The 11,269-nt window shown below is 55.6% G+C and carries 10 protein-coding genes; 8 read left to right on the forward strand and 2 right to left on the reverse strand.

Annotated elements, in window-relative coordinates; genetic code table 11:
• Positions 1-10 precede the first annotated feature (10 nt).
• The 4 genes from purB (at position 11) to PZBJ_RS01130 (ending at position 4,795) form a co-directional block, all read left to right on the forward strand.
• Complete coding sequence (gene purB, locus PZBJ_RS01115; protein WP_101760807.1) at positions 11-1,381, forward strand: adenylosuccinate lyase; 1,371 nt, start codon at positions 11-13, stop codon at positions 1,379-1,381.
• 102 nt (positions 1,382-1,483) lie between these two features.
• Positions 1,484-2,152, forward strand: a complete 669-nt coding sequence (gene phoP, locus PZBJ_RS01120) for a two-component system response regulator PhoP (protein ID WP_101760808.1) — start codon at positions 1,484-1,486, stop codon at positions 2,150-2,152.
• A gap of 3 nt (positions 2,153-2,155) precedes the next feature.
• A complete protein-coding gene (gene phoQ / locus PZBJ_RS01125) occupies positions 2,156-3,616 on the forward strand; it encodes a two-component system sensor histidine kinase PhoQ (RefSeq protein ID WP_101760810.1) in 1,461 nt (486 codons plus the stop codon).
• A 57-nt stretch (positions 3,617-3,673) separates the two neighbouring features.
• Positions 3,674-4,795 carry a ribosomal protein uL16 3-hydroxylase gene (locus PZBJ_RS01130; protein WP_101760811.1) on the forward strand — a complete coding sequence of 374 codons (1,122 nt, stop codon included), beginning with the start codon at positions 3,674-3,676 and terminating at the stop codon, positions 4,793-4,795.
• A 205-nt stretch (positions 4,796-5,000) separates the two neighbouring features.
• Here the strand turns inward: PZBJ_RS01130 and pepT are convergent, their stop codons facing one another.
• Entirely contained in the window at positions 5,001-6,230 is a 1,230-nt protein-coding gene (gene pepT, locus PZBJ_RS01140; protein WP_101760812.1) for a peptidase T, read from the reverse strand.
• A 299-nt stretch (positions 6,231-6,529) separates the two neighbouring features.
• On the opposite strand from pepT, the gene potA reads away from it, so the two are divergent.
• Genes potA through potD form a run of 4 tightly spaced genes read left to right on the forward strand, consistent with a single transcriptional unit; the run spans position 6,530 to position 10,310 of the window.
• Positions 6,530-7,642: a spermidine/putrescine ABC transporter ATP-binding protein PotA gene (potA, locus tag PZBJ_RS01145; protein WP_101760813.1), complete on the forward strand. Its 1,113-nt coding sequence runs from the start codon at positions 6,530-6,532 to the stop codon at positions 7,640-7,642.
• On the forward strand, positions 7,626-8,486 hold the full coding sequence (gene potB / locus PZBJ_RS01150) for a spermidine/putrescine ABC transporter permease PotB (RefSeq protein WP_101760814.1): 861 nt from the start codon (positions 7,626-7,628) through the stop codon (positions 8,484-8,486). Before potA ends, potB begins: the two co-directional genes overlap by 17 nt.
• On the forward strand, positions 8,483-9,256 hold the full coding sequence (gene potC, locus PZBJ_RS01155) for a spermidine/putrescine ABC transporter permease PotC (protein WP_061716930.1): 774 nt from the start codon (positions 8,483-8,485) through the stop codon (positions 9,254-9,256). The genes potB and potC overlap by 4 nt, the downstream gene beginning before the upstream one ends.
• Positions 9,257-9,266: 10 nt before the next feature.
• Entirely contained in the window at positions 9,267-10,310 is a 1,044-nt protein-coding gene (gene potD / locus PZBJ_RS01160; protein WP_101760815.1) for a spermidine/putrescine ABC transporter substrate-binding protein PotD, read from the forward strand.
• 109 nt (positions 10,311-10,419) lie between these two features.
• Here potD and cobB read toward each other — a convergent pair whose 3' ends face one another.
• The gene (gene cobB / locus PZBJ_RS01165; protein ID WP_101760816.1) at positions 10,420-11,253 is read right to left on the reverse strand and encodes a Sir2 family NAD+-dependent deacetylase; all 834 of its coding nucleotides are present in this window, start codon (positions 11,251-11,253) and stop codon (positions 10,420-10,422) included.
• Between the last annotated feature and the right edge of the window lie 16 nt (positions 11,254-11,269).

Here is an 11,269-nt window from a genome sequence, read left to right on the forward strand (position 1 = left end):
AGTTGCACTGATGGAATTATCCTCTCTGACCGCCGTTTCACCTGTCGATGGTCGTTACGGCGATAAAGTCAGCCCACTGCGCGCCATTTTCAGCGAGTTCGGTTTGCTGAAATTCCGCGTTGAGGTTGAGGTTCGCTGGTTACAAAAATTGGCCACGACTGTCGAGATCAAGGAAGTTCCTGCATTTGATGCCGACGCAAACGCTTTCCTTGATGCCATTGTCGCCAATTTCAGCGAAGAAGACGCGGCACGCATCAAAACCATCGAGCGCACAACCAACCACGACGTCAAAGCCGTGGAGTATTTCCTGAAAGAGAAAGTGGCCGATGTACCCGCGCTGCATGCGGTGTCTGAATTCATCCACTTCGCCTGTACCTCCGAAGATATCAACAACCTGTCGCATGCGCTGATGCTGGAAACCGCTCGTCGTGATGTGATCGTGCCGTTCTGGAACCAACTGATCGATGCTGTTAAAGGTCTGGCACACGAATACCGTGACATTCCGCTGCTGTCGCGCACCCACGGCCAGCCGGCAACGCCGTCAACCATGGGTAAAGAGATGGCGAACGTGGCGTACCGTCTCGAGCGCCAGTTGCGTCAGCTGAGCAAAATTGACGTGCTGGGTAAAATCAACGGTGCGGTCGGTAACTATAACGCCCACATCTCCGCCTACCCGGAAGTGGATTGGCACCAGCTGAGCGAGCAGTTTGTTACCTCCTTAGGTCTCACCTGGAACCCGTACACCACGCAGATCGAGCCGCACGATTACATCGCTGAACTGTTTGATTGCATCGCGCGCTTCAACACCATTCTGATCGACTTTGATCGTGATATCTGGGGCTACGTGGCGCTCAATCACTTCAAGCAGAAAACCATCGCCGGTGAAATCGGTTCGTCCACCATGCCGCACAAAGTGAACCCGATTGACTTCGAAAACTCCGAAGGCAACCTCGGCCTGGCTAACGCCATGATGCAGCATCTCGCCAGCAAACTGCCGGTGTCACGCTGGCAGCGCGACCTGACCGACTCCACCGTGCTGCGTAACCTTGGCGTGGGCATCGGTTATGCGCTGATCGCTTATCAAGCCACACTGAAAGGCATCTCTAAACTGGAAGTGAACCGCGATCGTCTGCTGGACGAGCTGGATCACAACTGGGAAGTACTGGCTGAGCCGATCCAAACCGTGATGCGTCGTTACGGTATCGAAAAACCGTACGAGAAGCTGAAAGAGCTGACGCGCGGTAAACGCGTTGATGCTGCCGGTATGCAAACCTTTATCGATAGCCTCGAACTGCCGGAAGAGGAAAAAGTGCGTCTGAAGCAGATGACGCCAGCCAACTACCTCGGCCGTGCGATTCAGATGGTTGATGATTTGAAGTAATGCGGTGGCCAGGCGCGTTTCGCGCGCCTGGTTGTTCTCTGGTTTAGCTGGCTTTGCGTATACTCTTCTCATCATCACTACGTTCGAAGCTAAGGAAATACTATGCGTGTTCTGGTTGTGGAAGATAATGCGCTGCTACGCCATCACCTCGCCGTGCAATTGCGTGAAATGGGCCATCAGGTCGACGCCGCAGAAGATGCCAAAGAAGCGGATTATTTCCTGCAAGAACATGTGCCCGACATTGCGCTGGTCGATCTCGGTTTGCCCGATGAAGATGGCATGTCGCTGATTCGCCGCTGGCGCACCGATGCGGTACGTCAACCAATTCTGGTCTTAACCGCGCGCGAAGGCTGGCAGGCCAAGGTGGAAGCGCTGGAAGCGGGTGCCGACGACTATGTCACCAAGCCGTTCCACATTGAAGAAGTGGCTGCACGCTTGCAGGCGTTGATGCGTCGCAACAGCGGACACGCGTCGCAAATTATCTCTATGCCGCCGTTCCAGGTCGATCTCTCTCGCCGCGAACTGACGGTGCAAGATGAACCGGTAAAATTGACCGCTTTCGAATACACCATCGTCGAAACCCTGATTCGCAACGCGGGTAAAGTGGTGAGCAAAGATTCGCTGATGCTGCAGCTCTATCCGGATGCCGAACTGCGCGAAAGTCACACCATCGACGTGTTGATGGGCCGTCTGCGTAAAAAAATTCTCTCACTCTATCCAACCGAAGTGATCAACACCGTACGCGGCCAGGGCTATCGCTTTGATCTCTGATTTATGACGTGGTTCCGGCGTTTACGCCCCTTCTCTCTCCGCGCTCGTTTTCTGCTGGCGACCGCGGCGATCGTGTTGTTTTTGTCACTCTCCTACGGCATGGTCGCGGTGGTTGGCTATGTCGTCAGTTTCGATAAAAATACCTATCGCGTGATGCGCGGTGAGAGCAATCTGTTCTTCACGCTGGCGCAGTGGCACGACAATCAGCTCACTATTGGCCAGCCGGAGCGCATGACGCTCAATTTCCCCACGCTGGTCTTTATCTACGATGAACGCGGCAAACTGCTGTGGCAGCAGCGCGATGTGCCCGAAATCCGCAAAAAGATTCATCGTGAATGGCTGCTCAAGCCCGATTTCTACGAAATCGATACCAGCAACCGCACCAGCATGGCGGCGATGGGCAACAACCCGCAGGCGAAAGAGCGGCTGCACGCGCTGGATAGCGACAGCAGTGACACCTTCACCCACTCGGTCGCGGTCAATCGCTACGATGCCACCACCAACTTACCGGCGCTGACCATTGTGGTGGTCGACTCAATTCCGCAAGAGTTGCAGCATTCCGATGTAGTGTGGTCGTGGTTTAGCTATGTGCTGGCGGCCAATCTGCTGCTGGTGATCCCGCTGCTGTGGCTGGCGGCGCACTGGAGTTTGCGGCCGATTGGCGATCTCACTTCGCAGGTGCGCGAGCTGGAAACCGGTCAGCGCGAGAATCTTGATGACAATCCGCCGCAAGAGTTACGCAGTCTGGTGCGCAATCTTAACCTGCTGCTGACCAACGAACGTCAACGCTACACGCGCTATCGCACCACCTTGTCGGATGTCACCCACAGCCTGAAAACCCCGCTGGCAGTGCTGCAAAGTACGCTGCGATCGTTACGCAATGGTAAAGAGTTAACCATTGAACAGGCCGAACCGGTGATGCTGGAGCAGATCAGCCGCATCTCGCAGCAGATTGGTTATTACCTGCATCGCGCCAGCATGCAGGCCGATCACAATCCTCTGCAGCGCGATTTGCATTCGGTTTCGGCGCTGCTCGATAGCCTGTGCTCGGCACTGAATAAAGTCTATCAACGCAAGGGCGTGGCGATCACGTTGGATATCTCGCCGGAGCTGACCTTTATCGGCGATAAGAATGACTTTATGGAAGTGCTTGGCAACGTGCTGGATAACGCCTGCAAATATTGCCTCGAATTTATTGAAGTCACCGCACGACAAACCGACAACACCTTGCATCTGTTTATTGATGATGACGGCCCCGGCATTCCGGAAAGCAAACGCGATCTGATCTTCGTGCGCGGTCAACGTGCCGACACCTTGCGTCCCGGCCAGGGATTAGGTTTAGCCGTGGTGCGCGACATCCTCGAACAGTACGCCGGCCAGGTGATCGCCACCACCAGCCCGCTCGGCGGCGCGCGCATGGAAGTAATTTTCCAGCGCCAGGAAGTCGAGCATCACCGCGAGTAGAAAGGGACGCGGGCTGTTATACTTGCCATCATTCTTTGCAGCAAACGGACTCCTCATATGGACTATCAGCTCGATATCAACTGGCCCGACTTTATTCAACGCTACTGGCAGAAACGCCCGGTGGTGCTTAAACGTGGATTTAAAAACTTCGTCGATCCTATTTCTCCTGACGAGCTGGCCGGTCTGGCGATGGAAAATGAGGTCGATAGCCGTCTTGTCAGCCATAACGAGGGCAAATGGCAAGTCAGCCACGGCCCGTTTGAAAGCTACGATCATCTCGGTGAGAGCAACTGGTCGCTGCTGGTGCAGGCGGTCAACCATTGGCATGAACCTTCTGCCGCACTGATGCGTCCGTTCCGTTTTCTGCCCGACTGGCGTGTTGACGACCTGATGATCTCGTTTGCCGTGCCGGGAGGCGGCGTCGGTCCGCATTTCGATCAGTACGATGTGTTTATCATTCAGGGCACTGGCCGCCGTCGCTGGCGCGTGGGTGAAAAAGTGCCGTTGAAACAGCACTGCCCGCATCCGGATCTGCTGCAGGTTGAGCCTTTCGACGCCATCATCGATGAAGAGATGGAGCCCGGCGATATTCTCTATATTCCGCCAGGATTCCCGCACGAAGGCTATTCGCTGGAAAACGCCATCAACTATTCGGTCGGCTTCCGCGCACCGAACGGTCGTGAGCTGATCAGCGGTTTTGCCGATCACATGCTGGCCAACGAATTGGGCAGCTACCGCTACAGCGATCCCGATGTGCCATCGCGTGAATGCCCATCGCAAATTCTGCCGTCAGAACTGGAAGGCATCCGCAAAGTCATGATGGATGTGATTAACCAGCCGGAGCAGTTTAATCAGTGGTTTGGCGAGTTTATTTCTCAGTCGCGTCATGAGCTGGACGTCGCACCGCCGGAGCCGCCGTATCAACCGGACGAAATCTACGATGCATTGCAGCAAGGCGATGCGCTGACGCGGCTCGGCGGCCTGCGCGTATTGACCATTGGCGATGTGGTGTTTGTGAACGGTGAATCGGTCACCAGCAGCCATCCGCATGTGCTGGCGGCATTGGCGCACAATCACGTGCTGACGCTGGAAGATTTCGGCGATGCGCTGGATGACCCTTCACTGCTGGCGCAGCTGGCGGCGTTGGTGAATAGCGGGTATTGGTTCTTCGGCGAGTAAGTTTCAATCTGTCTCGGGGTTTCTAAAACTCGGTGGGTGCTCGGTAGGTGCTCGCTGTCCCCCTCCTCAGTCCTCCCCCATAAATGGGGGAGGAAGATGCTGCAATATGTGAGTAGGGAGTTGGGAGTTGCATGTGGCAGCGTCTCCTTCCCCCATTTATGGGGGAAGGCCGGGATGGGGGACAACCCGCGCTAAGCAATCATCATCAGCCCTTCTTCTGCCCCGCCAGCTCAGCCAAACGCACAATCACATCCACCGACTGCGCCATCACATTGAGTGAGGCGAACTCGTGCTTGCCGTGATAGTTGTAGCCGCCGGTGAACAGGTTCGGGCATGGCAATCCTTTCCACGACAGCGCAGAGCCGTCGGTGCCGCCGCGAATCGGTTTGACGTTCGGTTCGATGCCGCAATCGCGCATCGCCTGCAGCGCCAACTCAATAATGTGCGGATGCGGTTCGACTTTCTCGCGCATGTTGCGATAGCTGTCGCTGATCTCCACTTTCACCGAACATTCGCTTTGCAGCCCTTTGCTGACGCGCTGACCAATCTCTTCCAGCAGCTGTTTACGCTGTTCATAGCTGTCGGCATCAAAATCTCTGATCAAATACATCAGCTCGGCGTGCTCAACCGTGCCTTTGATGGTGTGCAGATGGAAGAAGCCTTCATAGCCGTCGGTATACTGCGGCTTCTCTTTGGCTGGCAGTTCCGCGTGGAAGCGCATCGCCAGATCCAACGCATTGACCATCACATTTTTAGCGCTGCCTGGATGCACGTTGTTGCCGGTGATTTTAACCATCGCGGTAGCGGCATTGAAGTTCTCGAACTCGAACTCGCCGAGATCGCTGCCATCAACGGTATACGCCCAATCGGCGGCAAAGCCTTCGACGTCGAAGTGCGACGCGCCGCGACCAATCTCTTCATCGGGTGTAAAGGCCACGCGAATCGCACCGTGTGGCGTATCCCCTTTTGCCAGACGCGCCATCGCGGTCATGATCTCGGCGATACCGGCTTTATCATCCGCGCCGAGCAGCGTTTTGCCATCGGTGGTGATCAGCGTATGACCGATCAGCTTATGCAGTACCGGGAACATCACCGGTGACAGAATTTCATCACCGTTACCGAGCGCGATATCGCCACCGCGATAGTTTTCAATAATCTGCGGATTGACGTTTTTGGCGGTAAAATCCGGCGAGGTGTCCATATGCGAAATAAAGCCGATTACCGGCGTGGCCCAATCAACGTTAGCCGGTAAGGTGCCCATCACACAGCAGTGATCGCTCAGAGAGACATCAACAAAGCCCAGCGCGATAAGTTCTTCCTGTAATTGACGCGCCAGCGTCCACTGCCCTTCGCTGCTTGGCACTTGTCGTGCCTGAGGTTTTGACTGAGTTTCTACTGCAACATAACTGAGAAAACGCTCAAGTAATTGATCCATCTGTCATCCCTCTAAAGAACCTGCGTCATTATCATGGTGGCCAAATGGCACCATGTTGCGTCAAATCATTATCCTTCAGGTTAGCTCTCTCAACGTGACTTGCGTTGAAAATTCGCTCACTCGCGCCTGTCCGACTTATCCGTTACGCATACTCCGGCATTTTTCAGAGTTTTCAAGGTAAATCCGTGGCAAAACATGGCATTGACACATTTTTGCGGTATCATCGCGCCCTTCATCACAGCAAGCGGCCACCAGCGGCTATGCTGTAACCTGATTCACCATCAGACTGAGTGACTAAAATGACGCAAACACGCGCGCCTGCGCTGGTTACGCTTTCTGGCATCAGTAAAGCTTTTGATGGCAAAACCATCATCTCTGACTTTGACCTGACCATCCGTCACGGCGAGTTCATCACGCTGCTTGGCCCTTCCGGCTGCGGAAAAACCACCATTTTACGCCTGATTGCCGGGCTGGAAGCGGCCGATCGCGGTCATATCATTCTTGATGACAATGACATCACCGATCTGCCCGCCGAGCATCGCCACATTAACACCGTGTTTCAGAGCTACGCGCTGTTCCCGCACATGTCGGTGTTTGAGAACGTCGCCTTTGGCCTGCGCATGCAGAAAACCCCGGCGGCGGAGATCACCACGCGCGTTAACGATGCGCTGGCGATGGTGCAGCTGGAGAGTTTTGCCGATCGCCGTCCGCATCAGCTTTCGGGCGGTCAGCAGCAGCGCGTGGCGATTGCGCGCGCGGTGGTCAATCGCCCGAAAGTGCTGCTGCTGGACGAGTCGCTGTCGGCGCTGGATTACAAGCTGCGGCGCCAGATGCAAAACGAGCTCAAAGCGCTACAGCGTAAGCTTGGCATCACCTTTGTGTTTGTGACGCACGATCAGGAAGAGGCGCTGACCATGTCCGATCGTATCGTGGTAATGCGCGATGGCCGCATCGAACAGGACGGCACGCCACGCGAGATTTACGAAGAGCCCGCCAACCTGTTTGTGGCGCGCTTTATTGGCGAGATTAACGTGTTCGATGCCGAGGTGCTGAACAGCGATCATGCGCCTACAATCCGCGCGCGTGTGGAAGGCCTTGAATGCATGCTGCAATGTGATTTCCCGGTCAGCGTCGGCGATAAACTGCACGTGCTGCTGCGCCCGGAAGATTTGCGCGTTGAAGAGATCGACCACGACAGCCGCAGCGATAATCTGATCGGCTTCGTGCGCGAGCGCAACTATAAAGGCATGACGCTGGAGTCTACTGTTGAGCTGGAGAACGGCAAGCTGCTGACGGTGAGCGAGTTCTTTAACGAAGACGATCCCGATTTTGATCACTCGCTGAACCAGAAAATGGCCGTCAGCTGGGTCGCCAACTGGGAGGTGGTGTTGCCGTATGAAGTTGATGCGTAACCGCCTGCAGAAAGTCATTGTTGCCCTGATCGTCAGCTGGCTCACGCTGTTTGTGCTGCTGCCTAACCTGATGATTTTCGCCACCAGCTTCCTGACGCGCGATGATGCGCATTTTGTCAGTATGGCCTTCACCCTAAATAACTACACGCGGCTGCTCGATCCGCTCTACGCTGATGTGCTGCTGCACTCGCTGAATATGGCGTTGATCGCCACGCTGTGCTGCCTGCTGCTCGGTTATCCGTTTGCCTGGTGTCTGACGAAACTGCCGGCGCGCCTGCGTCCGCTGATGCTGTTCCTGCTGATTGTGCCGTTCTGGACCAACTCGCTGATCCGTATCTACGGTCTGAAAATCTTCCTCAGCACGCGCGGCTGGCTGAATGAATTTTTGCTGTGGCTTGGGGTGATCGATAAACCGTTTCGCATCATGTACACCTCGGAAGCGGTGATTCTGGGGCTGATCTACATTCTGCTGCCGTTTATGGTGCTGCCGCTCTACTCCAGCCTGGAAAAGCTGGATAAATCCTGCCTCGAAGCGGCGCGCGATCTTGGCGCGAACAAAGTAAAAACCTTTTTACGCATCATTCTGCCACTTACCATGCCGGGCATTGTCGCCGGTTGCCTGCTGGTGTTTATCCCGGCGATGGGCTTGTTCTTTGTAGCGGATTTGCTGGGCGGCGCGAAAAACCTGTTAATTGGCAACGTGATCAAGAGCCAGTTCCTGAATATCCGTGACTGGCCGTTCGGAGCTGCCACCAGCATTGTGATGACGCTGCTGATGGGGCTGATGCTGCTGGCTTACTGGCGCGCAGCGCGTATGCTGAACAGCAAGGTGGAACTGCAATGATGGCGCGCTGGTTACGTGGCGGCTTCATGGCCGTGATTTATGCCTGGTTTTATATCCCGATCATCATTCTGATCGTCAACTCCTTCAACCGTTCGCGTTTCGGCATTAACTGGCAGGGCTTCAGCACGCAGTGGTATCGCCTGCTGATGAATAACGACAGCCTGATTCAGGCAGCCCAGCATTCATTGCTGATGGGCGTGCTCTCTGCCAGCTGCGCCACGATTATCGGCTCGCTGACGGCCGTCGCGCTCTATCGCTATCGCTTCCGTGGTAAACCGTTCGTCAGCGGCATGCTGTTTGTGGTGATGATGTCGCCGGATATCGTGATGGCGATTTCGCTGCTGGTGCTGTTTATGCTGCTGGGCATTTCGCTGGGCTTCTGGTCGCTGCTGTTCTCGCATATCACCTTCTGCCTGCCGTTTGTGGTGATCACCGTCTATTCGCGCCTGAAAGGGTTTGATGTGCGCATGCTGGAAGCCGCCAAAGATCTTGGTGCCAGCGAAGTCACCATTTTGCGCAAAATTCTGCTGCCGCTGGCGCTGCCGGCGGTCGCAGCGGGTTGGCTGCTGAGCTTTACGCTGTCGATGGACGATGTCGTGGTATCGTCGTTCGTCACCGGCCCGAGCTTCGAAATTTTGCCGTTAAAAATCTATTCGATGGTGAAAGTTGGCGTGTCACCGGAAGTGAACGCGCTGGCGACAATTTTGCTGCTGCTGTCGCTGCTGTTGGTGGCGCTCAGTCAGCTGTTGCTCCGTGATAAAACCAAATAGAGGATAATCGATGAAAAAGTGGTCTCACTGGCTGGCGGCTGGGGCGCTGGCATTGGGCATGCAGAGCGCGCAGGCGGACGCCGGCAAAACGCTCTACTTCTATAACTGGACCGAATACGTGCCGCCGGGACTGCTGGAGCAGTTCACCAAAGAGACCGGCATCAAGGTGATTTACTCCACCTACGAATCCAATGAAAGCATGTATGCCAAGCTGAAGACCTGGAAAGATGGCGCCTACGATTTGGTGGTGCCTTCAACCTACTTCGTCGCCAAAATGCGTAATGAAGGCATGCTGCAAAAGATCGATAAAACCCAGCTCAGCAACTTCAAAAACCTCGATCCTAACCTGCTCAACAAGCCGTTTGATCCTAACAATGATTACTCGATCCCCTATATCTGGGGCGCGACCGCCATTGGCATCAACACTGACGAAGTGGATGCCAAAAGCATTACCCGCTGGGCCGATTTGTGGAAGCCTGAGTATAAGCAAAGCCTGCTGCTGACCGACGATGCGCGTGAAGTATTCCAGATGGCGCTGCGTAAGCTGGGCTATTCGGGCAACACCCGCGATCCCAAGCAGATCGAAGCCGCTTATGAAGAGTTAAAAAAGCTGATGCCGAACGTGCTGGCGTTTAACTCCGATAATCCAGGAAATCCGTTTATGGAAGGCGAAGTGAACGTTGGGATGATCTGGAACGGTTCCGCCTACGTGGCGCGCCAGGCAGGCACGCCGCTGCAGATTATCTGGCCGCAGGAAGGCGGGATTTTCTGGATGGATAACCTGGCGATTCCGGCCAATGCGAAAAACCGTGAAGGCGCGCTGAAGCTGATTAACTTCCTGCTGCGTCCGGATGTGGCGGCACAGGTGGCGGAAACCATCGGCTATCCCACGCCAAACCTGGCAGCGAAGAAGTTACTGCCACAAGAAGTGGCCAGCGATCCTTCGCTTTATCCTGCTGAGGATGTGATCAAAAACGGCGAGTGGCAAAACGATGTCGGTGACGCCAGCGTGCAGTATGAGACGTTGTTCCAGAAGCTGAAGGCGGGACGTTAACTCTCTGCGGCTTCCCCTCGCTCTGCCCTCTCTCGCAAGCGGGAGAGGGTTCCGTCTAGCCCCTTCTCCCTCTGGGAGAAGGTTGGGATGAGGTAAAGCGCGCACAAATCTACTTATACAACCCACGCAAAAACGTATGCACAAACTCCGGCACCACTTCGCTTGCTAAGCCGTAATGACGCTCGGCAAACTCATTGCCGACCTGGCTCGGTTCCAGATTCAGCTCCACAGTATGCGCGCCCTGCAGTTTCGCTTCGTGGACAAAACCGGCGGCGGGATAGACATGGCCCGACGTGCCAATGGCGATAAACAGATTCGCCTGCTCAATCGCCTGATAAATCTCTTCCATCCCCAGCGGCATTTCGCCGAACCACACGATGTGCGGGCGCAGCATGGCCGGGAACTGGCAGCAGGTGCAGCGATCGTCCGCGGTTAAATCTTCGGTCCAGTCCAGCACTTGTCCACTGCTGACGCAGCGCACTTTCAACAGTTCACCGTGCATATGCAGCACGCGCTGGCTGCCGGCGCGTTCGTGCAGGTTATCGATATTCTGCGTCACCAGCAGGAAGTTATCGCCCAGCACCTGCTCCAGTTCCGCCAGCGCTTTGTGCGCGGCGTTAGGCTGAATTTCTGGCTGCTGCAGCTGTTGACGCCGCGCGTTGTAAAACGCCTGCACCAGCGCCGGATTGCGTTGAAAACCTTCCGGCGTGGCGACATCTTCTACGCGATGCTCTTCCCATAAGCCATCGGCGGCGCGGAAAGTGCGAATACCGGATTCGGCGGAGATCCCCGCGCCAGTCAGCACCACCACGCGCGGTTGCGGATGCGCGGCCAGTTCAGCTTTGCGATCGCGCTCGAAGATGCGCTGGCGAAAGCGCTGATGCACCTTGCGGCGGTTTTTTTTGTCGCGGGCGAGTCGTAGGCGGCGGCGCGGTATGCGCATAAAAGCTCCTTATCTG

It is taken from the genome of Pantoea endophytica (genome assembly GCF_002858935.1).
GTDB classification, from domain to species: Bacteria; Pseudomonadota; Gammaproteobacteria; order Enterobacterales; family Enterobacteriaceae; genus Pantoea; species Pantoea leporis.

Coding starts and splice junctions, on each gene's coding strand:
- purB (WP_101760807.1), top strand. CDS start 11: ATGGAATTATCCTCTCTGACCGCCGTTTCACCTGTCGATGGTCGTTAC.
- phoP (WP_101760808.1), top strand. CDS start 1,484: ATGCGTGTTCTGGTTGTGGAAGATAATGCGCTGCTACGCCATCACCTC.
- phoQ (WP_101760810.1), top strand. CDS start 2,156: ATGACGTGGTTCCGGCGTTTACGCCCCTTCTCTCTCCGCGCTCGTTTT.
- PZBJ_RS01130 (WP_101760811.1), top strand. CDS start 3,674: ATGGACTATCAGCTCGATATCAACTGGCCCGACTTTATTCAACGCTAC.
- pepT (WP_101760812.1), bottom strand. CDS start 6,230: ATGGATCAATTACTTGAGCGTTTTCTCAGTTATGTTGCAGTAGAAACT.
- potA (WP_101760813.1), top strand. CDS start 6,530: ATGACGCAAACACGCGCGCCTGCGCTGGTTACGCTTTCTGGCATCAGT.
- potB (WP_101760814.1), top strand. CDS start 7,626: ATGAAGTTGATGCGTAACCGCCTGCAGAAAGTCATTGTTGCCCTGATC.
- potC (WP_061716930.1), top strand. CDS start 8,483: ATGATGGCGCGCTGGTTACGTGGCGGCTTCATGGCCGTGATTTATGCC.
- potD (WP_101760815.1), top strand. CDS start 9,267: ATGAAAAAGTGGTCTCACTGGCTGGCGGCTGGGGCGCTGGCATTGGGC.
- cobB (WP_101760816.1), bottom strand. CDS start 11,253: ATGCGCATACCGCGCCGCCGCCTACGACTCGCCCGCGACAAAAAAAAC.